Source organism: Capnocytophaga sp. CM59 (assembly GCF_000293175.1).
Classification (GTDB): domain Bacteria; phylum Bacteroidota; class Bacteroidia; order Flavobacteriales; family Flavobacteriaceae; genus Capnocytophaga; species Capnocytophaga granulosa.
Genome location: NZ_ALNN01000038.1, coordinates 60,076 through 82,041 on the forward strand (window position 1 = coordinate 60,076; position 21,966 = coordinate 82,041).

A 21,966-nucleotide genomic window follows, 5' to 3' on the forward strand; every position below is an offset into this window, starting at 1 on the left:
GTAGATGTAAAGGAAATCCTATGGGAAATATAGCTACAAATTTAGATCAGCAAATAGAAAAACTACAATCAAGAGGAATGTGTCTTGATATAGAGATAACGAAGGTGAAAGAACTGCTCTTAGATATTGGATATTATAGATTAGGCTTCTATTGGTGTCCTTTTTCTAATAAGGATCATATTTTTATTCCTAATACGAAATTCTCGGATATAATAGCTTTATATTATTTGGATGTGGATTTGCGCAATGTTTTGATGAGATACATCAATAGGATTGAAATAAATTTTAGAACAAAGCTAATTTATTATGTATCAAATAAATACAAGTCGTCTCCTAATTGGTTTGTAGATACCGAAGTAGTCTCTCAGAACTTCATTGATGATATAGATAAGTTTTATAATAAGGATTTTATAAGAAATAATAGTCCAATTAAAAAACATCATTCTAAGTATCCTGACGAAAATTATGCACCGGCATGGAAAACATTAGAGTTTTTCTCTTTTGGGACAATATTGAGGATATATAAAAATCTTATAGAAGAGGATATAAAAGAAAGGATATCTAATATCTATGGAATAAGAAAGGTTAGAAAATTCATTAGTTTTATAGAAACTATTGTATTGGTAAGGAATACATGTGCTCATTCGTCTGTTTTATTTGACTTTAATACACCTAAGGGAATCTCCTCTATTCCAGAGGTTTCTTTTGAAAGAGATAACCATTCGTTGTCTGCTTGTGTAAAAGTAATTGCTTATATACTGGGGAAGATATCTAAATCAAGAAAAGAAGATATGTTAAAGAGTATATGGGAGGTTCTAAATAGAAACGCAGATAATCAAATAGTTAAATCTATTATAGAAGAAAAGATGAAATTTAAATTATAATTTTCTTGTTTTTAGAGTAGAAAAATTATATCTTTGTGCCCAGAATAGTGCCTCACCTTTCTTTAGCAAAGGTCATGCACTCTAAAATAACACTTATAATGCTCAGGATAACCCTGAGCATTTATTTTTTGCAAAATCCCTAAAAATGCCGTATCTTTGTGGCTTAAAATCTTTATATTATGTACACAAAATACGAGCAGACGGCTCATTATATCCGACAATTTATCACCGAGGGCACTCCAGAGTTTGCTATTATACTCGGTTCAGGCCTTTCTTCTTTGCAGGACGAGATAGCTCCTATTGTAGAAATTCCTTATGCTGGGATTCCAAACTTCCCCCAATCTACCGTGGAGGGACATGGTAACAAGCTCATATATGGTACTTTAGGAGGTAAGTATGTCCTACTGATGAGCGGCCGCTTTCACTACTATGAGGGCTACCCTATGGCAGAGGTAACCTTTCCTATCCGTATCTTCCATCTCTTAGGCATCAAGAAATTGATCGTCTCCAATGCCTCAGGAGGCGTTAATCCCAACTTCTCTGTAGGGGATATTATGCTTATTCGTGACCATATTAATATGTTTCCAGAACACCCCTTGCGAGGTAAGAACTTAGAAAAGTTTGGCACCCGCTTTCCCGATATGAGTCAGGCGTATGATCGCCAAATGATTGACTTGGCCGAGACTATTGCCATGGAGCAAGGTACCCAATTGCAGAAGGGTGTCTATGTAGGTTTGCAAGGCCCTACCTTTGAGACGCCATCAGAATATGGTATGGTACGAGCCATAGGAGGAGATGCCGTGGGAATGAGCACTGTACCAGAGGTCATCGTTGCCCGTCATCAAGGAATGCGTGTTTTTGCGCTCTCTATCATCTCGGATTTGGGCGGTAAGGACATCTCCCCCAATGTGTCTCATACCGAGGTACTCAATGCCGTAAATGCCGCTATGCCGAAGGTCTTGGCCTTGGTAAGAGAATTTGTCAAGAGAAGCAAGTAAAATAGTGACAAGTGACCAACGACCAATGACACTATGAATATAAAAGATACCCAACAGATTAATAAGCTGCTATGGGAGAAACTTCCTGATATACTGACAGACGTACAGAAGAAAAATAAAATAGGAAATTTGCTTACTGAACTTAGAAAAGAGGGGAAAATAAAGAACATGGGAGGGTTTACCAATTCTGTTTGGACTTTAAATTAATTTCTAATCATGTCCTCTCTTAAAAATAGATGGGAGTAATAAGGTTTAAGAGAGAAGAGTGTTTTTAAATCATTTATAATCAGTGGTATAAGTCTCTCTTAAAATGAGAACTAAGATAAAAAATAAGAGAGAAATAAGAGAGAAATAAGAGAGAATATATTTTTAATTCGTTTGTAATCAATGATATAGACCTCTCTTAATGTCCTTTTTGAAATGTCTTTTAATAAATATTAGAACCCAAATAAAATTTATTAGAAGACGAGAATGTAAGTTGTTGTATATTAGGTGTTTTCTTCTAATAAAACGTAATGTTAAAAGAAAAATTTATTAGAAGAATAAGAGAGAATATGTTTTTAAGTGATTTACAATCAGTGATATAATCCTCTCTTAGATACCTGCCTTGCAGCACAAGACGAATATAAGTTGTTGTTGGAATACTTTAGGGTAGAATAGGTTTTGAGTTTCGAATTCGAATCAATAGTTAAAATATTATTTGCTAACTATCTAATGCGCAATTTATTGCGTCTCAACGAATTAGATTATACAGATATTTTTAACTGTTGATTCACGTTAATAACTAATGGCTAAAATTATTTTGTTTAAGTCTAAATAAAAACGTATCTTTGCTCATCATCACTAAATACTATAAAAATGAGAGCAAAATTCTTAATGCCTGCTTTGATAGCAGGGTTTGTCGTCCTTACCGCTTGTAGTAAAGACGAAAACAAAGAACAAACAAAAACTTCTACAACGGTGGTAGATGCCTCAGGGGCTGATTGGAAGTATTTCTCCTTTGCCAAAGGAAAGGAAATTACGGTGGAAGACCCGACGACCTCTTTGGATTGGGACATCGCTTTCAATCGCTATTATGTAAAACTCAACGGAGGAGACTCTGGTAAGGGACAGGCTGAGGCTGTCAAGACAGACAAACTTGTCTTGGAAGAAGTAAAGCAAGTACCTACTTCAGGGTATAGCAAAGATGCTCAAGGTACTATGCTATTGGGAATGCCTCCCAAACCTACCAAAGAATCTTTCTGTGAGCTTATCTCAGGAGGAGTGAAGGGGGTTAATACAACGGGTTATGTAACTATTGATATGGTCAATATGACGACTGGTAAGGGGGATATTTATGAAATAACTAAGTATGTATATGTAGTAAAATCCGCTGATGGGACACCCTTTAAACTACAATTTACAGGATATACAAGCGATAAAGGCAAAGGAGGCTACCCCGCCTTTAGTTATGTGAAGTTTTAGAGAGTAGTGGCTAGTGATTAGGTTATATGTGTTAGTTATTGATTTTCAGCACTATAAATACTAATTACTAGCCACTAATTACTAACGATTAAAATTATTTTGTTTTATTCTAAATAAAAACGTATCTTTGCACTCGCAAAACAATTAAAATTAGATTAAGATGAAATTAAAGTTTTTAGCTCCTGCGCTTTTGGCAGGATTCGTAGCCTTTACTTCTTGCAGTAAAGAGGATAATAAAAAACCAGATCCAGCTCCAGCGCCTGCCCCTCAGGGTGCTAAGGAAGTAAAAGATTTAGATGCTTCTGATCAGCAAAAATGGGTTTATTTCTCTTTCACAAAAGGTACTGTTGTAGAGATTACTAACCCTAAAACTACCGATGATGATTGGGATATCGCTTTTAACCGCTATAATATCCGTACCAATGGTGGTGTATCAGGTAAGGGAGAGGCTGAAGTAGTTAATACCAACAGCAAAGATTTCGCTGCCGTAACCAAAGCCCCAGCAGAGGGATATGAGAAAGATAAGAAATTTACAGAAGTGGGACGTCCTGCGCCTGGACAGACACAACCTTCTATAACTGAAGTGGAAAAAAACCCTGTGATTTCAGGAACTGTGATGGTAGAAAATTCAAAAGGATGGTATAATTATAACCGTCCTAAACAAGGAGAAAACACCCCTCACTTTGATATTACCAAGTATGTATATGTAATTAAAACAGCCAAAGGCAATAAGTATGTGAAAATCCAATTGACAAGTTACACAAAGTCAGACCAACCTGATAAGAGTGGATTTATTACTTTTACTTATGATTTCTTAACTGAAAAAGAAACTGCTAAACCAGTGGAAAAAGTAACGTTGGATTTCGCAGGCAATGAAGCAAAAGAAGTACAACTTGATGCTACAGGAGATTGGAAATATTTCTCCCTAAAAAATGGTGAAGTAACCCCTGCTACGCCTGCTGATGACCTTACATGGGATATTGCTTTTAAGGGATACTATGTAAAACTCAATGGAGGAACCTCTGGAAAAGGAAAAGCAGAGGTGTTCAGAACAGAAGAAAAAGATTTCACTAAGGTAACTGAAGCTCCTAAAAAAGGCTTTGAAAAAGACAAGGAAGTTACTTTCACTTCACGTGATGGAAGCTCAAGTAAAGAAAATGTTTCTCCTATACTTACAGGTGGTTTTGGTTCTACAACAGGGGCAATTGGTCTAAACCCTGCTAATATAGCTAAATATGGAAATGTATATGGTCCTAACGAATGGGTATATGTGATCAAAACTGCCGATGGTACTTATGCTAAAATACAGGTGACTGACTTCTATAACCAAGTAGGAGATAAAAAAGTGCCTGGCTTCCCTAAGCTAAAATACCAATTGAGCAAAACAGTAAGTGAATAAAACAGAAAAACCATGAAACTAAAGTCATTGTTCGCTACTTTGTTAGTAGGACTCCTTACCCTTACCTCTTGTAGTAAGGACGAAAAAGAGGAGAAGAGACCTTCCGGAGTAAAGCAGGAGAAGAACCTCAATGCAAGGCAAGAAAAATGGGTGTATTACTCATTTGAAAAAAATGCTATTGTAGAGGTTGCCGATCCACAAAATAGTTTGGATTGGGATATCGCTTTTTTTGCTTACTTTGCCAAGCTCAATGGTGGCGCATCAGGCAAAGGGAAAGCGGGAGTAGCGAAAGTCGAAGGAGATGACTTTTCAGCACCCATTGCTACCCTGCCCAGTGAGTATATACAAGATGTCAAAGGTATAATGTCCTATGGGAGTTACCCCAACCTAACAGAGAAGGAAGATACTTTTTCCGCTTTTCTATCAGGAGGCTTTGATACCAAGACGGGCTTTGTAAGCCTTAATCCAAATAATAGACAAAGCAGTGGCGGAAAATGGCCAAGTGTATATGCCCCAACTAAGTTTGTCTATGTTATCAGAACTGCCAAAGGAGCTTATGCTAAGTTCCAAGTAACAGATTTCTATAATGATAAAGTACAAGCAAATTGTCCGTCTTTCCAATATATCCTTAGTGAGGATGGAAAATTCTAAAAGAACCTACTCTAAATGTTGATAATAGAATTGCTATACTTCTTTAATCTTGTATAGCAATTCTTTTTGCTGCAATAATAATACCTTAATCATGTCAAGATTTCTTATATTTATAGGTCTTTTTCTCTTTGCTTGGGTGGTAAGAGGGCAGTATTCCTTTACAGGAATCATTACCGATTGCCAAACCCGTGAACCTCTTTCGGGAGCTACGGTGGAGCTGGTTGCCCTAAAAAAGACGGTACGCACCGATGCCGAAGGACAGTTTACCTTCCAAGACCTTCCCAAGGGGACACATCATTTTTATGTAACTCAAGATGACTACAAAGGACATTTCTTTAAGGTGTCTCTCAAAAGAAATGAAAAAAACTATATCTTTGCTCTCTGTAAGAACAAAGAAATAGAGGTGGGCGAGGTGGTAGTAACGGCTACCCGTACCGAACGCAATCTTAAGAATGTGCCCATCACGGTGCAAGTGGTTACCGCTCAGGATATTCAAAAATCACAAGCGCCTGACTTTCAGTCTTTCTTGGAGAATGAGTTTTCTGGAATCAACTTTACCTACAACGGTGGTATGCCCAATATCAATATGATGGGCTTCGGAGGTAAGTATGTGCTCTTTCTCATGGATGGGGAGCGTATGGCAGGGGAGACCTTTGACAATATTGACTATGACCGTATTGACTTGGATAATATTGAACGTATTGAGATTATCAAGGGTGCATCTTCTTCGCTCTATGGTTCCAATGCCTTGGGGGGAGTGATTAATATCATTACCAAAGATACCAAAAAGCCTTTGGAACTCAGTGCCAGTTACCTCTACAATACCAACAAAGACCACAAAACCAATCTTTCGGTGGGTACCAAACAGAAGTGGGGTAGCTTCCGCTTGTCCTCTTTCTATAACCTAAGGGAGCCTTATGTTCTTACTGATAAGGAACCCCTCAAGACGTATAAGAATGGCTCGGTGATCCTCTCCGAAAAAGGAGAACTGAATGTGGCTGGTTTTACCAACTATGGGGCAACGCCTAAGCTAAGTTTTGACCTCTCGCCTAAGTGGAATCTTTCCTTGGCACCCAGCTATTATTTTAGCGAACGCAATGCGGGGACACAGAGTTCTAAGAAGCTCAGAGATAGGTATTATAATTATACAGGGGCACTCAAGTCGGATTACAAAATCAGTGATAGTAAGACCCTAAGCCTTTCGGCTGCTTACGATCGCTATGACAAATATAAGTACTATGTGCTGCTCAACGAAAAGGAAAAGAGCTATGAGAACTCTATTCTTAGGATAGGCGGACAGTATAACCAAATGCTCTATGACAAACATGCCTTGGTGGCAGGGGCAGAGGTCAATTCCGATGAGCTATTGAGCTTTCGCTTTACCAACTCAGGGGAAGAGGCCAAGAAGAATGCCCAAAACTATGCCGCTTTCACCCAGCAGGAATGGGCACTTTCCGATGCTTTTACCTTGGTTACAGGGATACGTATGGACTACCATTCTCTTTTTAAGGAATACCTGACTTATCGCCTTTCGGGTATGTTCAAGGTGGATGCCTTTACCCTGCGTGGGGGCTATTCCTCTGGCTTTCGCTCGCCTACGCTCAAGGAACTCTATACCAATTGGTTTCACCCATGGGGTGGGGGCTTCCAGATTATGGGTAACAAGAGCTTAAAGCCTGAGACGAGTAATAACTTTACCCTTTCGGTGGATTTCAATGCGAGAAAATGGAATATCACGGCCATGACCCAATATTCCAAGGTGAAAGATAAGATTGCTTACCGCTGGACACAGTCCAATGATACCATTCGTTATGTCAATTTCAAGGGTAATACGGACATCATAAGCTCCGAAATTTCAGCAACCTATCGTCCGAGTAAGTATTTTCGTCTGAAGGGGTCTCATGCCTACTATATCACCAGCAATAGTGAGTCCGACACACGTCCGCATACCCTCACCGCTAAGGTGGAGTATGTAGAGCAGTCCGAGCTGAAGTACTTGCCCAATATAATTCTCAGCGGTAAGTGGGTCAGTGGTTCGGACATCTACGAGGAAAAAGATACTTTTACCCACTATGCCCCTTATAGTATATGGCGGTTGCAGCTCTCCAAGAAGCTCCCCTATCACTTTGTGGTCAATGCGGGAATAGATAATCTCTTTGACTATGTAACCCCGACAACGAGCTTTTATTCGAGTATAACCCCTGGTCGTACTTACTTTGTAGGGCTTAAGTGGAACTTATAAGAAACAATGCTATTATGAAGTATATTTACAATGTAACCTATCACATAGCCCCAGAGGTATCTGCTCAGTGGCAGGCTTGGATAGGTGAGCACATGCCGCAGTGGCTTGAGCAGAGCCAATTCTCCCAAGTGAAGCTCCTAAAAATACACATAGACCATCCTGACAGTGAAGCCTTTAGCCTGCAATACGAGACAGAGGACAGCAATGTGGTTGCTCACTTCCAGTCCGCCTTGGAGCCTACCTATAGGCGTGCTCTTTATGAGCAATTTGGAGAGAAAGTACTCTCCTTCGGGACACTACTTCAGGAGTTAGCAGAAGTGAAAAGAGAAGAGTGAAAAGCGAAAAGGAATTGATGTAGTGTGTTGAATGACAACATGTTATGATAATTGCTCTTTTTTGTATTTACGTTAGTTGCTGACTATTAGTGATTAAACACTAGCAATGTTAATAAAAAAACGTATTTTTATTTGTCAATTCAAAAAAAAGTAGTAATTTTGCGCCCTGAAACGAACAGAAGAAATATTTAGACATCATGAAAAAAGAAATACATCCTGCAAATTATCGTTTGGTTGTTTTTAAGGATATGTCCAATGACGATATCTTCATCACTAAATCAACCATTGAAGCAAAAGAAACTATTGAAGTAGAAGGAGTAGAGTATCCATTGGTAAAATTGGAAATCTCTCGTACTTCACACCCTTATTATACAGGAAAAGCCAAACTTATAGATACCGCAGGACGTATAGATAAGTTCAAGAGCAAATATGCCAAATACCAAAAATAGTAAAGGTTTTTCATAATAAATAAGTTTTAAAATTATTTTGGCAGCTCCTTTCTTCGTAAGAAGGAAGGAGTCTGTTTTTTTGTAAAATGTATTGAAAAGTTAAATTTTAGATAAGGCATCATTGTTTGCAATAAAAGTTATACATTTGTCACATTAAACAGATAAAAATGAAATACACTCTTAGTTTTCTATTGTTTTTCTTGCTTTCTTCGCTGCATGCTCAGAATGAGCCATGGCGCGATGAGTATAGGCAAGTGGATGATTTTCATGATGGCTTGGCTGCTGTATGGCTCCATAACAAAAAATGGGGCTTTGTAAATGAAAAAGGAACACTGGTAATCCCTGCTGTGTTTGATGAAGCCTATTCTTTTGATGAAGGGGTGAGCCGTGTGGTTCGTAATGACTTATATGGGCTTATTGACAAAAAAGGAAAGTTTATCGTGCCTTGCCAATATAAGTCTATAGGCTTCTGTGTAGGAGGATTTTTCAGTGTACAAGATGTGGAAACAGACAAGAAAGGCTTTATTGACAAGACAGGCAAAATAGTCGTGCCTATCAAGTATGATTCCGTGGGTAGATTCTTTGATGGTATGGCTTTGGTTTATAAAAGAAATGCAGGGTGTGGTTATGTAGATGCCACAGGCAAGGAGGTTATACCGTTACAATACGCCGATGGTTGGGCATTTGAACAAGGAACTGTCCCCGTGAAGAAGAATGACAAATGGGGCTTTATCAATAAGAAAAACAAGCCTCTTACCTCCTTTGTGTATGATGATGCGCAGCCTTTTGAAGAAGGTTTTTCTGTGGTTACTAAGGATGATAAGAAAGGATTTGTAAATCCTCAAGGCAAAGAAATTGTTCCCTTAGTATATGAAAATGCCGGGAAATTTAGTGAAGGCTTAGCTGCTGTTAAGAAAGAGGGCAAATGGGGGTATATAGACACGGAGGGAAAGGTGGTCATTCCTTTTGCTTATTCTTATGCAGGTAGGTTTGAAAAAGGAACTACCTATGTATCAATCTATGAAACAAGCTTTGTAATAGACAAGACAGGTAATTGTGTGAGAGACTGCGAACAGTTAGAAAAAGATAAGGCTCAAAAACCCAAAAAAGGCTGGCGGTCTCGTTATGAGTTCATAGGTAAAACTACTGACAACTTTACAGTGGTAGGAAATGGCGGGTTACAAGGTCTTGTAGACAAGCGAGGCAGAGAGGTGATTCCTGCCAAATTCACCCAAGTGTGGGTGGCTTTTAATCATGCCTTTGTAGTTTTGGATAGCAAGCAAGGGATGTTTGACCTAAAAGGTAAAGAAGTAATCCCAGTGATATATGATAGGTTGATACCTAATGAGCTGAAGGGAGGAGATTTCATACTCCTTACTATGAGAGAGTTTTTCTCTTCCGTACTTACCAAAGAAGGCAAAGTAATAGTACCAGAGAATTTTTATACTCATATAGAAATAGAAGATTATTTAGAGCAAGGCATTATACCCGTGTATCGTGAGGGGAAAGTGGGATTGTATAATCTTGAGGGTAAGGAGTTGCTTCCCATAAAATTTGACAAGATATGGCCCACGCACAGTGAGAAAGCGGCAGTTGAAGTTTTTTATCAAGGCAAGTCTTTCTATATAGATAGAGAGGGCAAATGTGTGGAAAATTGCCAAAACGCCCCTAAAGAATAGACCTCTTGCGTCACAAACTTTTCTTTTCACAAAAAAATAACATTTAACATTGTTTTGTTAGAAAAAATGCGTACTTTTGCCCCCTGATTTAAAACCACTTTCATATGGATTTAGGACTTATCATAACCTATACAGTAGTGGCTATCTATTGTTTAGCACTATTGCTGATCTTCTTTTATAGCCTTACGATACTGAACCTTTCGGTGAATTATCTAAAGAATAAGAAGCAGAACAGTGAAGCACCAAAATTCAATCTCTTGGATCCCAATGAGATTCCTTACGTGACGGTGCAGCTTCCCATTTATAATGAGAAGTATGTGGTACCTCGCCTCTTGGAAAATATTGCCAAGCTGGAGTACCCTAAGAACAAATTGGAAATCCAAGTTTTGGACGACTCTACCGATGATTCGGTAGCCGAGACAGCAAGCATCATAGAGCGCCTACAGAAAACAGGCCTCGATATAGTGCATATCCGTCGTGAAAAACGCGAAGGCTTTAAGGCAGGTGCCCTCAAGTATGGTACTGCTATTGCCAAAGGTGATTTCATTGCTATCTTCGATGCTGACTTCCTCCCTAAGCCTGATTGGCTCAAACAGACGGTTGTTTATTTCAAGGATGAAAAAATCGGAGTGGTACAGACCCGCTGGGGACACATCAACCGTAACTACTCCTTGCTCACCAAGATACAAGCTCTTGCCCTTGATACCCATTTTACTTTGGAACAGGTGGGACGCAATAGCAAAGGCCATTTTATCAACTTCAATGGTACGGCTGGTATCTGGAGAAAGAAAACCATCTTGGATGCAGGTAACTGGGAAGGGGATACCCTTACCGAGGACTTAGACCTTAGTTACCGTGCGCAGTTGAAAAACTGGAAATTCAAGTACTTGGAAGATGTGGAAACCCCCGCTGAATTGCCAGTGGTTGTCTCTGCGGCACGCTCCCAACAGTTCCGCTGGAATAAGGGTGGGGCAGAGGTATTCCGCAAGTCGGTTCGCAATATCTTAGCCTCCAAGAATATCGGTTGGAAGACTAAGTTCCATGGGGTGATGCACCTGCTCAATAGCTCCATGTTCCTCTATGTATTTATTGTGGCGCTCCTAAGTGTACCGATGATGTACATCAAGGATGCTTATCCGCATCTTTCTTGGGTGTTCAAGCTCACTAGCTTCTTTATCGCTAGTACCATCATCCTCTTTAGCTGTTATTGGATTACTTATAAGAACATACAGGGCAAGACCTTTGACGACTTTATAGATTATGTAACTCTATTCTTGAGCTTCTTCTCTGTGGCTTTGGGCTTTTCATGGCACAATGTATCGGCCGTATTGCAGGGCTATTGGGGCAAGAAAACCGAATTTGTCCGCACCCCTAAGTTCAATATCAGCTCGCTGAAAGACTCTTGGAAAGGCAACAAATATGTAAATAACAAGATTTCAGTCAATGTGATTTTTGAGTTCTTGCTTATGTGCTATTTCCTTTTTGGACTCTATAGCGGCATCAAGCTCAATGACTTCGGGTTGTTCCCCTTCCACTTGATGCTTACCTTTGGCTTTGGCTTTGTGTTCTATAAGTCATTGGTTCCGAAATCGTAAGATAATGACTAATGACAAGTGACTAGTGACTAATAATCAGAGAACTATTAGTCACTAGTCATTAGTCATTAGTCACAAGTCATTAATTTTTAAGTAAAAAAATATTTTCATGAAGATATTAGTATGCATCAATCAGGTACCTGATACCACTTCACAGATAAATTTCACTGCTGACCAGAAGGCTTTTGACCCTGCTGGAGTGCAGTTTATAATTAACCCCAGCGACGAGGCTGCTCTTATACGCGCCTTGCAGCTCAAGGAGGAGCAAGGCGCTCATATTACCTTGGTGCATGTGGGGCTTTCCGATAGCGAACCTGTCTTGCGCAAGGCCTTTGCCTATGGGGCAGACCAAATGATGCGTATCGATGCTACTGCTACCGATGGTTTCTTTGTAGCACAGCAGTTGGCCGCAGTGGCTAAGGGCTACGATGCTATTTTCTGCGGGCGCGAATCCTTGGATTACAATGGCGGTATGGTCGGCGGTATGTTGGCTGCTTTGCTTGATCTGAACTTTGTAGATGAGGTAACCGCTTTTTCTGTAGCGGGCGACAAAGCGCAAATTAGTCGTATGATAGACGGCGGTAAGCAACTCTTGGAAGTGCCTCTACCAGTGGTCATAGCCGCTCAGAAAGAACTCATTCCCGAAGAGCAGATGCGTATCCCCAGTATGAAAGGCATCATGGCCGCTCGCAAGGCACCTTTGGAAGTACGCCCTGCGGTGGAGGCTACCACTCAGGTGGTGATTGACCACTTAGAAAAACCAGCTGAAAAAGCCCCTGTCAAGATGATTGCCCCTGATAACCTTGATGAGCTTATTGACGAACTACACAACAAGAGAAAACTATTTTAATCTCCCGACATGATATTAGTATATACCGAACATAACGAAGGACAATTTTCTAAGAAGACCTTGGAGGCGCTCTCCTATGCCAAGGCCATGTCCGACAAGGTGGTAGCCCTTGCTGTCAATGCTGCCGATGTTACCGTATTGCAAACCTATGGAGCGGACAAGATACTCTCGGTAAGCTCCGACCAGCTGAGAGACTTCTCTGTAAAGCACTATGTAGCACTGCTCTTGCAAGCTGCCGAGAAAGAACAAGCCACTACAATACTGCTACCCAGCTCCGCCAATACCCGCTATTTAGCTCCCGTATTGGCCGTGAAGTGGGGGGCGGCTTATATCTCCAATGTAAGCTCTTTGCCTAAGGATGGGAAAGTACAGAAGGTAGTGTTTTCCTCCAAAGCCATCGCTTGGTTGCCTTTAGCACAGAAGCAGGTGATCACCTTGGCAGGTAATGCCACTGAGATAAAGCAAGCACCTGTTCAGGCAGAAGTGGAAACTTTTACTCCTGTCTTGTCAGAAGATACAATCAAAGTGGTAGGCACTGAAAAATTCACCAATAAGGTCTCTATAGACGATGCTTCCATAGTTGTTTCAGGGGGGCGTGGTATGCAGACTCCTGACAACTGGCATATAGTGGAAGACCTGGCCGATACCTTAGGAGCAGCTACCGCTTGTACCAAACCCGTGTCCGACATGGGTTGGAGACCTCATAGCGAACATATAGGACAGACAGGCAAACCCCTTTCTTGTGATCTCTATATCGCTTTGGGCGTATCAGGAGCTATCCAGCATATTGCAGGGGTGAATGCCTCCAAAGTGAAAGTCGTGATCAACTCCGACCCCGAAGCGCCTTTCTTCAAGGCAGCTGACTATGGTATTGTGGGCGACCTTTTTGAGGTAGTACCACGCCTGACAGAGAAAATCAAGCAGTTACACTCCTAATCCTCCTTGCCTATGATGAATATAACCAAGGCAGTCATGCACTTGATTATTGCCAATGTGCTGTTTTTTATCTTGGCAGTCTTTGTGCCTGTGATACAAGACAAGGCCGCGCTCTATTATTTTGAGAATCCAGAGTTCCACTGGTGGCAACTCTTCTCACACTTGTTCATGCACGGATCGATTCCACATCTGTTCTTTAACATGTTCGCCCTCTACTCCTTTGGAGCACCTTTGGAGAGTTATTTTGGCAGCAACCGCTTTGTGCTTTTCTACTTTGCTTGTGGACTAGGCGCAGGTTTGCTACATATGGGGGTAAATTATTATGAGTTTCACACAGGGCTTGACCTCTTGCAAAGCAAAGGATTCGAAATAGAAGAAGCACGTGCGCTCTTGAAGAAAGGAATGTATGACACCCGTTGGAAAGAGGTACTCTCCCAAGGAGATTTTAACGATATGATGTCCGCCTATATGACCCGTGCAGTAGGTGCTTCAGGAGCAATCTATGGGATATTGGTAGCCTTTGGTATGCTCTTTCCCAATGCCGAACTCATGCTTATGTTTTTGCCCATTCCTATCAAAGCAAAGTACTTTATCCCGATCCTAATCGCCTTGGATTTGTTCTCAGGAGTAACAGGTGTCTCTATCTTCGGTAGTAATATTGCTCATTTCGCCCATGTAGGAGGCGCATTGATCGGTTTTGTACTGATGAAGCTCTGGCAAAAACGCTCATTTGATGACCGCCGATTGTATTAAGATAACCGAGCATGAATAGAATACTGGCAAATATATGGGGAAGGCACTCCCTGAGTATCATCTATATACTGATGATAACCTATATAGGGGGATATATCATTCCCCTGCTCATTGCTTTTCTTTGGCAGATAGAAACTCCTTTTGTAAGAGACTATTTGGCGCTTTGGCAGCATGTGTCGCTTTTAGCCAAAAGACCTTGGACATGGCTCACCTACAGCTTTTTTCATGCGAGCTTTCTGCATAGTGTCTTCAATGCGATCATGCTCTATTTCGTGGGGGTCTTGTTTATGAACTTATTCACCCCCAAGCGTTTTTTAGCGATTTATATAGGTGGGGTCGTGGCAGGTGGGCTGCTCTTTATGGTGCTCTATAGCCTATTGCCTGCCTTTGCTGGGCATGATGATTACCTCTTGGGAGCTTCGGCAGGGATTATGGCACCGCTGATATGCTTGGCTACCTATACGCCCTCTTATAGGATATACCTTTTCGGAGTCTTTTCCCTGCCCTTGTGGTCTATTGGGGCACTGATGGTACTGATAGATTTGGTCAGTATTCCCATAGGCAATGCAGGGGGACACATAGCTCACTTGGGGGGAGCGCTCGTAGGTTTTCTCTATGCATGTCATCTCAAGGGACGCTTCCCGCGCTTGTTGCCTAAGGGTAACACCAAGGCCAGCACTTCGGGTAAGTACCCCAACCAAGCCGCCGAAGAGCGCGTCAACACTATCTTAGATAAAATCTCCAAGAGTGGCTATGATAGCCTAACGACAGAGGAGAAGAAATTCCTATTCCTTGCCAGCAAAGAGGATTAATTAAGTATGCAACTGATAACTGATATAGCACATTTTCACCCCTCAAAGGAGAGTGTCCTGACCATAGGCACCTTTGACGGTATCCATGTAGGGCACCAGCGTATCATCGCTCAGGTGGTAGCTACAGCTAAAGCGCAAGGACTCACCCCTACGCTACTGACTTTCTTTCCGCACCCTCGTATGGTGCTTGATCCCTCCTCGCCTATTGCACTGATCCAAACCATAGAGGAGCGCGCTCAGCTATTGGAATCTTATGGGATAGAGCAGCTGGTCATACAGCCCTTTAACAAGGAGTTTGCCGCTCTTTCTGCACAGGACTATGTGCGAAACTTATTGGTTGAGAAGCTCAGAGCACGGGTGGTGATCATCGGTTATGACCATCGCTTTGGCAAGGGACGAGCCGCAGGCATAGAGGAGCTTAAGGCCTTCGGGACACAATACCATTTCCAAGTGGAGGAAATCCCCGTACAGGAGGTAGATTCTTGCTCGGTCAGTTCCACTAAAATCCGACACGCACTCACCGAAGGGGATATACAGACGGCTACCCACTACCTTGGTTATCCTTTTTCCTTGGCAGGCAAGGTGGTACATGGTCAAAAATTAGGGCGTACCTTGGGCTATCCTACGGCCAACCTACAGGTGGAGAGTCCATACAAAATCATTCCTAAGATAGGGGTTTATGCTGTGTATAGCATCATCGGGGGGAAAAAGGTCTATGGGATGCTTTCCATAGGCAAAAATCCTACCATAGAAGGTAAAGGAGAGAGTATAGAAGTACATTTCTTTGATTTCCATGCGGATCTCTATGGGCAAGAAATACGCCTATACTTTATAGATTTTATTAGGGACGAGGTCAAGTTTGATTCCTTGGAGGCGCTCAAGGCACAACTGAAGAAGGACGAGGATAATTGTAAATTGTTAATTGTTAATTGTTAATTGTGTCAGTTACTAACCACTAACCACTAATCACTAACCACTAATCACTAATCACTAATGAGAATACTCTTTTTCCTTTGTTTTGTCGCCACGACTTATGGACAAAAGTTGGATGAGCTCTATATCATCATAGACAAGCATTCCCAAGTAGATACGGTGGGGGTGATGTCGAAGGATATAGAGTATGCTAAGTATCGTATCTACAAAGAAGATAAAGTCAGTCTTTCCGTACAATTCTTGGTAGAAGGGGGGCTACTGAAGAAAAGCTATGTCAAGGAGGATCAGAAGACTTGGCCTTCGTATGAGCTCTACTATATCAATGACAAAGGAGATAATCCAAGACGCTTGGTGTATGAAGGGGATATGAAGAATTTTATTCTTTATAGTGATTTCTATGGAGCCATGAACCCTATGGAATTGTTCCAACTGATAAGAGGGACTAAGAACCTCTACCTCGTCTATAAAGACTATAAGCAGGACGGCTTCTATATAGCCAAAAAAGTAACCCTAGAGCCTAAGTTTAAGCTCTCAGTAAGTAGTGAAGAGGAGACCCCTGACTTCTAACCCCTGACTTTGTAATTGTATAAAAGAACCTTATACTTCTATAGAAAAAAATAATAGAAAACTTGTTGCCTTTGAAAAAAACCGCTGTATCTTTGCACCGTTAAAGAACGAGAAAAGATAAATTGTTTTTCATATATTAGATTTTGTGGTTAGAATTGGTAAAAGAGAGCGAAAGCTCTCTTTTATTTTTATATAAAGTCTATACTTACAGGATCTCCCACATGAATACCCATAAGGCTGGCACTGCCGCCAAAGGATTTAGGATTGGCTTTGTCAATGGCCATCTCTAGATACTTTAGGTGGTTGAAGACTAAGAACGGATTACCTGCGGAGTGTTTGCCCTCCTTTTGGTTGTATTGGGTACAGATCTCCTCTACGGAAGAATTATCTACACTTTGGTAGCGGAAATACACGTTAAAGCGGCGTCCCTTGGCTTCTTCTCTTAGAAGAGCCTCGGTGATATTGGACACTACATTGCCGAAATGGTCTATATAGATCACGTTACCTTCTATCCTTTGGGCACGTACCTTAGGGATAAAGTTGCTGATATATAGGTGTTCACTATAGGGGGTACCCAATGCCGTTGCAGGTGTCCCTTGGCAGAGTCTCTGGGCTATCTTGGTGGAAAATGCCAAGGTGGGGAAGATAGAGCGCCTATCCTCCAAATCCAGCAGATAGACCTCTGCTCCCTCCTTATTGCGGGTGAAAAGGGCGATAAAACCATTGTCGGCAGTGATAAAGTATTGCCCTTCATATACCAAGAGCAAGAGGCCTCGCTCGGCGGAGAGTTCATTATTGACCCCCATAATATGGATTGTTCCTTCGGGGAAATGACGATAAGCTCCCTGTAGCAGATAGGCCGCTTCGGTGATACTATAGCGATCCACTTGGTGGGAGATATCCACAATACGCGCCTTAGGGATAAGGCTGTAGAGCTGTCCCTTGAGAGCTCCTACGCTGTAGTCCTGCTCTCCGAAATCTGTGGTGAGGGTAATGATATTGATATTGTCCATAACTTCGTTTGCTCGTACAAATGTAAGAAAAAACTGCCAATTGACTGCTATATTTCCAATTTCTTTTTATCTTTGCCCCTTAGGAACTCTCTTTCACCTGTTATGGCCACTAACAAAAATGCACTGATACGGTATAAAACGATTGATAAATGCTTGAGAAACACCTCACGCCTTTGGACGATAGACGATCTTATCGATGCCTGTACCGACGCACTCACCGAGTATGAGGGCAAGGATAGTGTCGTCAGTAAGCGTACCGTACAGCTTGATATTCAGAATATGCGCAGTGATAAGATCGGATACAATGCCCCCATAGAGGTCTTTGACAATAAGTATTACCGCTATGCCGATCCCCAATACAGCATCACCAAGACGGAAATTCCCTATGAAGACATCAAGCGTATGCGTGAGGCGGTGGATTTTCTCAAGGAATTCAAGGATTTCTCTTTCTTTAAGCATATGAGCGGTATTGTACATAGGTTGGAGGACTCCATATTCCTCTCCCGCGCCAAGCAACCCGCTATTCACATGGATAAAAACGAGCACCTTAGGGGATTGGAGTATATAGATCCTATCTATCAGGCGATTCTACATAAGCAGGCTTTGGCAATTGTCTACAAATCGTTCAAGGCCAAGCAAGCCCAAGAGCTAGAGCTGCATCCACAATTTCTCAAGGAGTATAACAATCGGTGGTTTCTCATTGCTTTTTACAAGTCAGAACTGCTTACCTTAGCCCTTGACCGTATGGAAAGTGTGAATATTTTACCAATTCCTTATGTTGATAAAAATATAGACCCCAACGAATACTTCAAAGACATCATAGGAGTAACCCTCTCCCGTGGCAACCCCGTGGAGGAAGTGGTTTTCTGGATAGATAATAATAATGCTAATTATGTGATCACCAAGCCCTTTCACCACTCTCAAGAGGTGGTAGAGATACGGGAGGACGGGGTGGTCTTTCGCATCAGGGTACGGTACAATTACGAGCTAGAGCGGCTTATTCTCGGCTTTGGCAATAGTATAGTTGTCTTGGCTCCCTCTAGGCTAAGGCGTAAGATATCCTCATTACTTAAAAAAGCAGCTGCTAATTACACAGAAGAAAAACTAAATATATGATAAAATAAAAGTCATTTTCCAAGCATGTAGGAAAATATTGTAATTTTACCCTTTTAAAAGTAGAAAACACAATGAAATCATTACTAGCGTATATAACACTTTTGGCAGTGCTTTTAACAAGCTGTCGTACCTCCAAGGTAACTAATACACAAGGCACTGCCGATAGCCGTCTCAAGACAAAGGAAATTCTTGAAAAGCATCAAGAGACTTTCCCCGCTTTTGAGACACTGGCTGGAACACTGACCATTTCTTATTCCAGGGTTGGTAAGATCGGGCAGGCTATCCCATTGTCTTTTAGAATGAAAAAGGGGGAAATCATCTGGCTTAGTGCGCCCTTAGGGATGGCCAAGGCACTGATTACCAAGGAGAAGGTACAGTTCTATAATAAGCTGGACAATACGTATTTTGAGGGGGATTATTCCATCTCGGAAAAATATTTAGGGGTACATCTTGGTTTTGAGGCTTTAGAGAACTTGCTCTTAGGGCAATTGCTTTTCCGTGACCGACACACAACCTTCACTCCTGACGGGGAGCGCTACAAGGGGGAACTTAGAAAGGACGAATTGGATTTGTCTTTCTTTCTCAATACCGCTTTCAGAATGGATAGTTTGCTGATTGTACAAGAGGGAAAAACTCAACAAGAGCGTTCTCTCTCTGCTGCTTATACATATCAGACAGTGGAGGGGCAGCTCTTTCCGCTCTCCTTATTGCTACAAGGCAGTCAGGGGGGGGAGCAGGTGCAGCTAAACTTGCAACTTAGCAACTTACAGCGTAATGTATCTGTTAAATTCCCTTATACTGTACCTGCTGGTTACCAACCCTTAACCTTCCAACCCTAATGCATCGTATTCTCTTATTCATACTCATCACCTCATTTACATGCGTTTTTGCCCAGACCTCCCAAAAGCAAAAACAACTGGAGCGACAGAAGAAAGCCCTCTTGGAGCAAATCCGAGAGATGTCCGCCCTGCGTTCCCAACAAGCACAGGAGCGCAAGAGCTTGGCTACCCAAATAGAGGAGATCAGCGAAAAGATTTCCGCACGTACCCAGCTGATTCGAGTAACCAACCATCAGGCCAACCTGCTCTCCCAGCAGATCAATGAAAACCAAAGCCAGATAGCCAGCCTTAAAAAAGAGTTGGAGCTACTGAAGAAGAACTATGCCGCAGTGATCGAACAGTCCTATAAAACACGTTCGCCCCAAAGCCGTTGGCTCTTGCTGCTGACCTCAGAGAGTTTTGCCCAAGGCTACAAGCGATTGAAGTATTTACAACAATATAGCCAATACAGAAAGCAACAAGCCCAGGAAATACAAGAGAAAAACACGCTCATGCAGCAGCTTACCGATTCACTTTCTGCCCAGTATAACCACCAGCGCAAAATCGTAGAGGATAACCAAAAAGAGCAAGAGCGCCTTTCCCAAGAGCGCAAAACACAGGAAAGTTTAGTGGCTTCTATCAAAAAGAAAGAGAGCGAATATGCCAATGAGATAAAGAAAAAGCAGGCACAAGCCAATAATATAGACAGAGAAATAGACCGATTGATTCGCCTTGCCATAGCCGAGGCCAACAAAAAAGGCAAGGGCAAGACTACCACCACAGGCACCACCTCAGGCAAGACAAGCAGTGATAAGGTCTTTGACCTCACCCCCGAAGGGCAAGCGCTCTCCTCGGACTTTGAAGCCAACAAGGGCAAACTCATTTGGCCGATTGAGCGTGGATACAAGTCCCAAGGCTTTGGCACCTATGACGACCCAGTGTATCCCGATCTGAAACACTACAATAATGGGATTACCCTGATGGCACCGCGCAACTCCGATGCTCGCTGTGTGTTCAATGGGGAAGTCTCGGCTATCATCTCTGTGCCTGGCGGCAACAAGGCGGTACAGGTGAGACATGGGAATTTTATTACCATATATTATAACCTCATACAAGTATATGTAAGTAAGGGACAAAAAGTCTCCGCCAAAACCCCCTTAGGCAAGATCTTTACCGATAGTGAGGGACGAACAGAAATGAAATTCTTTGTCTATAAGAACACCAATAAGCTCAATCCCGAACATTGGCTTAGAGAATAAAAATATAACAAGATGAAATTTAGACTATGGAAACAAGACCCCTTTGGGCACGCCTTGTGGATAAAGCGGCTGATCATACGTATCTTAGGCCCTTTGACCCATCGCCGTTATAGGGGCTTCAATCATTTGCTTATAGATGGCTCGGAGATTATCCGCACCCTGCCTGATAAGGGAGTACTCTTTATCTCCAACCACCAGACCTACTTTGCCGATGTGGTAGCCATGTACCATGTCTTCAATGCCAGTCTCCGTGGGCGGGTGGATAGCCTTAAGAATATCAACTATATATGGCACCCTAAGCTCAACCTATATTATGTAGCTGCTACCGAGACCATGCATGCGGGGCTGCTACCGAAGATTCTCGCCTATGTAGGAGCAGTACAAGTCAGCCGCACTTGGCGAGAGAAGGGCAAGGAAATCCATAGAGAGGTCAAGACAGAAGATGTAGAGAATATAGGGATTGCCCTTAAGGACGGTTGGCTGATTACTTTTCCACAAGGTACTACCTCCCCATGGAAACCCATTCGTAAGGGGACAGCCCACCTTATCAAGACCTATAAGCCCATCGTAGTACCTATAGTGATAGATGGCTTTCGCCGCTCCTTCGACAAGAAGGGAATAATAGTCAAAAAGAAGGGTGTTACCCAACGTATGCGCATAAAACCACCCTTGGAGATAGATTATGAGAGAGAAAGTGTAGAGGAAATTGTAGAAAAAGTAGCCCTAGCCATAGAGCAACACCCCTCATTTATCAAGGGCGGAGAGGAATAAATGGGGTGTTAATAACTTATTTTGAAAAAAAATATTTTTTTTGTTGTCAGAACAAAAAATTGTTGTATATTTGCACCTCGCAAAGGAGAAGTAAAAGACGCTTGTTTTTTGTGGTATAAGTGTTTGTTTTGCCGGTATAGCTCAGTTGGCCAGAGCACGTGATTTGTAATCTCGGGGTCGTGGGTTCGAATCCCTCTACCGGCTCGATGTTTATCGTTATTTGTTGATTTTTAACTTGAGGGGAGATACTCAAGCGGCCAACGAGGGCAGACTGTAAATCTGCTGGTTTTCACCTTCACAGGTTCGAATCCTGTTCTCCCCACTATTTTGAAAGACATATTGTATTAAAAAGCGGGAGTAGCTCAGTTGGTAGAGCGTCAGCCTTCCAAGCTGAATGTCGCGAGTTCGAACCTCGTCTCCCGCTCTTGAAAAGCCGATGTAG

At 42.0% G+C, this 21,966-nt stretch carries 22 protein-coding genes and 3 tRNA genes; 24 read left to right on the forward strand and 1 reads right to left on the reverse strand.

Translation table 11 applies throughout. The annotated features are described in order from the left end of the window. Positions 1-20: 20 nt before the first annotated feature. The 17 genes from HMPREF1154_RS09365 (at position 21) to HMPREF1154_RS09440 (ending at position 16,547) form a co-directional block, all read left to right on the forward strand. The gene (locus HMPREF1154_RS09365; RefSeq protein WP_009642294.1) at positions 21-884 is read left to right on the forward strand and encodes an Abi family protein; all 864 of its coding nucleotides are present in this window, start codon (positions 21-23) and stop codon (positions 882-884) included. A 179-nt stretch (positions 885-1,063) separates the two neighbouring features. Beyond that, a complete protein-coding gene (locus HMPREF1154_RS09370) occupies positions 1,064-1,882 on the forward strand; it encodes a purine-nucleoside phosphorylase (RefSeq protein ID WP_009642361.1) in 819 nt (272 codons plus the stop codon). A 33-nt stretch (positions 1,883-1,915) separates the two neighbouring features. Further along, positions 1,916-2,089, forward strand: a complete 174-nt coding sequence (locus HMPREF1154_RS13370; protein WP_009642308.1) for a hypothetical protein — start codon at positions 1,916-1,918, stop codon at positions 2,087-2,089. A gap of 651 nt (positions 2,090-2,740) precedes the next feature. Continuing rightward, the gene (locus HMPREF1154_RS09375) at positions 2,741-3,346 is read left to right on the forward strand and encodes an HmuY family protein (protein WP_009642298.1); all 606 of its coding nucleotides are present in this window, start codon (positions 2,741-2,743) and stop codon (positions 3,344-3,346) included. A 160-nt stretch (positions 3,347-3,506) separates the two neighbouring features. After that, the gene (locus HMPREF1154_RS09380; protein WP_009642362.1) at positions 3,507-4,745 is read left to right on the forward strand and encodes an HmuY family protein; all 1,239 of its coding nucleotides are present in this window, start codon (positions 3,507-3,509) and stop codon (positions 4,743-4,745) included. A 12-nt stretch (positions 4,746-4,757) separates the two neighbouring features. Beyond that, the gene (locus HMPREF1154_RS09385; RefSeq protein ID WP_034567247.1) at positions 4,758-5,396 is read left to right on the forward strand and encodes an HmuY family protein; all 639 of its coding nucleotides are present in this window, start codon (positions 4,758-4,760) and stop codon (positions 5,394-5,396) included. Positions 5,397-5,487: 91 nt separating this feature from the next. Beyond that, positions 5,488-7,638, forward strand: coding sequence for a TonB-dependent receptor (locus HMPREF1154_RS09390; protein ID WP_009642318.1), 2,151 nt, complete (start codon positions 5,488-5,490; stop codon positions 7,636-7,638). Positions 7,639-7,652: 14 nt separating this feature from the next. Then, entirely contained in the window at positions 7,653-7,973 is a 321-nt protein-coding gene (locus HMPREF1154_RS09395) for a DUF4286 family protein (RefSeq protein WP_009642306.1), read from the forward strand. A gap of 197 nt (positions 7,974-8,170) precedes the next feature. Continuing rightward, the gene (locus HMPREF1154_RS09400) at positions 8,171-8,422 is read left to right on the forward strand and encodes a type B 50S ribosomal protein L31 (protein WP_009642311.1); all 252 of its coding nucleotides are present in this window, start codon (positions 8,171-8,173) and stop codon (positions 8,420-8,422) included. Between the two features lie 167 nt (positions 8,423-8,589). Next, positions 8,590-10,101 carry a WG repeat-containing protein gene (locus HMPREF1154_RS09405; protein ID WP_009642289.1) on the forward strand — a complete coding sequence of 504 codons (1,512 nt, stop codon included), beginning with the start codon at positions 8,590-8,592 and terminating at the stop codon, positions 10,099-10,101. A gap of 104 nt (positions 10,102-10,205) precedes the next feature. Further along, positions 10,206-11,696 (forward strand): cellulose synthase family protein, encoded by a 1,491-nt coding sequence (locus tag HMPREF1154_RS09410; protein ID WP_009642337.1) that lies wholly within the window; start codon positions 10,206-10,208, stop codon positions 11,694-11,696. Between the two features lie 109 nt (positions 11,697-11,805). Then, positions 11,806-12,546: an electron transfer flavoprotein subunit beta/FixA family protein gene (locus HMPREF1154_RS09415; protein WP_009642356.1), complete on the forward strand. Its 741-nt coding sequence runs from the start codon at positions 11,806-11,808 to the stop codon at positions 12,544-12,546. A gap of 9 nt (positions 12,547-12,555) precedes the next feature. Further along, positions 12,556-13,482: an electron transfer flavoprotein subunit alpha/FixB family protein gene (locus HMPREF1154_RS09420; protein ID WP_009642353.1), complete on the forward strand. Its 927-nt coding sequence runs from the start codon at positions 12,556-12,558 to the stop codon at positions 13,480-13,482. Positions 13,483-13,494: 12 nt separating this feature from the next. Continuing rightward, a complete protein-coding gene (locus tag HMPREF1154_RS09425; RefSeq protein WP_034567250.1) occupies positions 13,495-14,235 on the forward strand; it encodes a rhomboid family intramembrane serine protease in 741 nt (246 codons plus the stop codon). A gap of 11 nt (positions 14,236-14,246) precedes the next feature. Further along, positions 14,247-15,047 (forward strand): rhomboid family intramembrane serine protease, encoded by an 801-nt coding sequence (locus HMPREF1154_RS09430; RefSeq protein WP_009642324.1) that lies wholly within the window; start codon positions 14,247-14,249, stop codon positions 15,045-15,047. Positions 15,048-15,053: 6 nt separating this feature from the next. Continuing rightward, positions 15,054-15,983, forward strand: coding sequence for a bifunctional riboflavin kinase/FAD synthetase (locus HMPREF1154_RS09435; protein ID WP_009642309.1), 930 nt, complete (start codon positions 15,054-15,056; stop codon positions 15,981-15,983). Between the two features lie 57 nt (positions 15,984-16,040). Then, the gene (locus tag HMPREF1154_RS09440; protein ID WP_009642334.1) at positions 16,041-16,547 is read left to right on the forward strand and encodes a hypothetical protein; all 507 of its coding nucleotides are present in this window, start codon (positions 16,041-16,043) and stop codon (positions 16,545-16,547) included. Positions 16,548-16,735: 188 nt separating this feature from the next. Here the strand turns inward: HMPREF1154_RS09440 and HMPREF1154_RS09445 are convergent, their stop codons facing one another. Further along, on the reverse strand, positions 16,736-17,560 hold the full coding sequence (locus tag HMPREF1154_RS09445; RefSeq protein WP_009642344.1) for an SAM hydrolase/SAM-dependent halogenase family protein: 825 nt from the start codon (positions 17,558-17,560) through the stop codon (positions 16,736-16,738). A 102-nt stretch (positions 17,561-17,662) separates the two neighbouring features. Between HMPREF1154_RS09445 and HMPREF1154_RS09450 the strand changes: the two genes are divergently transcribed. The 7 genes from HMPREF1154_RS09450 (at position 17,663) to HMPREF1154_RS09480 (ending at position 21,948) form a co-directional block, all read left to right on the forward strand. Next, the gene (locus HMPREF1154_RS09450) at positions 17,663-18,676 is read left to right on the forward strand and encodes a helix-turn-helix transcriptional regulator (RefSeq protein WP_034567251.1); all 1,014 of its coding nucleotides are present in this window, start codon (positions 17,663-17,665) and stop codon (positions 18,674-18,676) included. Between the two features lie 71 nt (positions 18,677-18,747). Further along, complete coding sequence (locus HMPREF1154_RS09455) at positions 18,748-19,515, forward strand: DUF4292 domain-containing protein (protein ID WP_009642297.1); 768 nt, start codon at positions 18,748-18,750, stop codon at positions 19,513-19,515. Then, positions 19,515-20,753, forward strand: a complete 1,239-nt coding sequence (locus tag HMPREF1154_RS09460) for a murein hydrolase activator EnvC family protein (RefSeq protein WP_009642328.1) — start codon at positions 19,515-19,517, stop codon at positions 20,751-20,753. Before HMPREF1154_RS09455 ends, HMPREF1154_RS09460 begins: the two co-directional genes overlap by 1 nt. A gap of 12 nt (positions 20,754-20,765) precedes the next feature. Further along, the gene (locus tag HMPREF1154_RS09465) at positions 20,766-21,524 is read left to right on the forward strand and encodes a lysophospholipid acyltransferase family protein (protein WP_009642366.1); all 759 of its coding nucleotides are present in this window, start codon (positions 20,766-20,768) and stop codon (positions 21,522-21,524) included. Positions 21,525-21,654: 130 nt separating this feature from the next. Further along, positions 21,655-21,728 (forward strand) — tRNA-Thr (locus HMPREF1154_RS09470). A 35-nt stretch (positions 21,729-21,763) separates the two neighbouring features. After that, positions 21,764-21,846: transfer RNA gene (locus HMPREF1154_RS09475), tRNA-Tyr, on the forward strand. Between the two features lie 29 nt (positions 21,847-21,875). After that, positions 21,876-21,948, forward strand: a tRNA-Gly gene (locus HMPREF1154_RS09480). Positions 21,949-21,966 lie beyond the last annotated feature (18 nt).

Excerpts from the sequence above, each read along its gene's own strand:
- HMPREF1154_RS09365 (WP_009642294.1), top strand. The coding sequence starts at position 21 with ATGGGAAATATAGCTACAAATTTAGATCAGCAAATAGAAAAACTACAA.
- HMPREF1154_RS09370 (WP_009642361.1), top strand. The coding sequence starts at position 1,064 with ATGTACACAAAATACGAGCAGACGGCTCATTATATCCGACAATTTATC.
- HMPREF1154_RS13370 (WP_009642308.1), top strand. The coding sequence starts at position 1,916 with ATGAATATAAAAGATACCCAACAGATTAATAAGCTGCTATGGGAGAAA.
- HMPREF1154_RS09375 (WP_009642298.1), top strand. The coding sequence starts at position 2,741 with ATGAGAGCAAAATTCTTAATGCCTGCTTTGATAGCAGGGTTTGTCGTC.
- HMPREF1154_RS09380 (WP_009642362.1), top strand. The coding sequence starts at position 3,507 with ATGAAATTAAAGTTTTTAGCTCCTGCGCTTTTGGCAGGATTCGTAGCC.
- HMPREF1154_RS09385 (WP_034567247.1), top strand. The coding sequence starts at position 4,758 with ATGAAACTAAAGTCATTGTTCGCTACTTTGTTAGTAGGACTCCTTACC.
- HMPREF1154_RS09390 (WP_009642318.1), top strand. The coding sequence starts at position 5,488 with ATGTCAAGATTTCTTATATTTATAGGTCTTTTTCTCTTTGCTTGGGTG.
- HMPREF1154_RS09395 (WP_009642306.1), top strand. The coding sequence starts at position 7,653 with ATGAAGTATATTTACAATGTAACCTATCACATAGCCCCAGAGGTATCT.
- HMPREF1154_RS09400 (WP_009642311.1), top strand. The coding sequence starts at position 8,171 with ATGAAAAAAGAAATACATCCTGCAAATTATCGTTTGGTTGTTTTTAAG.
- HMPREF1154_RS09405 (WP_009642289.1), top strand. The coding sequence starts at position 8,590 with ATGAAATACACTCTTAGTTTTCTATTGTTTTTCTTGCTTTCTTCGCTG.
- HMPREF1154_RS09410 (WP_009642337.1), top strand. The coding sequence starts at position 10,206 with ATGGATTTAGGACTTATCATAACCTATACAGTAGTGGCTATCTATTGT.
- HMPREF1154_RS09415 (WP_009642356.1), top strand. The coding sequence starts at position 11,806 with ATGAAGATATTAGTATGCATCAATCAGGTACCTGATACCACTTCACAG.
- HMPREF1154_RS09420 (WP_009642353.1), top strand. The coding sequence starts at position 12,556 with ATGATATTAGTATATACCGAACATAACGAAGGACAATTTTCTAAGAAG.
- HMPREF1154_RS09425 (WP_034567250.1), top strand. The coding sequence starts at position 13,495 with ATGATGAATATAACCAAGGCAGTCATGCACTTGATTATTGCCAATGTG.
- HMPREF1154_RS09430 (WP_009642324.1), top strand. The coding sequence starts at position 14,247 with ATGAATAGAATACTGGCAAATATATGGGGAAGGCACTCCCTGAGTATC.
- HMPREF1154_RS09435 (WP_009642309.1), top strand. The coding sequence starts at position 15,054 with ATGCAACTGATAACTGATATAGCACATTTTCACCCCTCAAAGGAGAGT.
- HMPREF1154_RS09440 (WP_009642334.1), top strand. The coding sequence starts at position 16,041 with ATGAGAATACTCTTTTTCCTTTGTTTTGTCGCCACGACTTATGGACAA.
- HMPREF1154_RS09445 (WP_009642344.1), bottom strand. The coding sequence starts at position 17,560 with ATGGACAATATCAATATCATTACCCTCACCACAGATTTCGGAGAGCAG.
- HMPREF1154_RS09450 (WP_034567251.1), top strand. The coding sequence starts at position 17,663 with ATGGCCACTAACAAAAATGCACTGATACGGTATAAAACGATTGATAAA.
- HMPREF1154_RS09455 (WP_009642297.1), top strand. The coding sequence starts at position 18,748 with ATGAAATCATTACTAGCGTATATAACACTTTTGGCAGTGCTTTTAACA.
- HMPREF1154_RS09460 (WP_009642328.1), top strand. The coding sequence starts at position 19,515 with ATGCATCGTATTCTCTTATTCATACTCATCACCTCATTTACATGCGTT.
- HMPREF1154_RS09465 (WP_009642366.1), top strand. The coding sequence starts at position 20,766 with ATGAAATTTAGACTATGGAAACAAGACCCCTTTGGGCACGCCTTGTGG.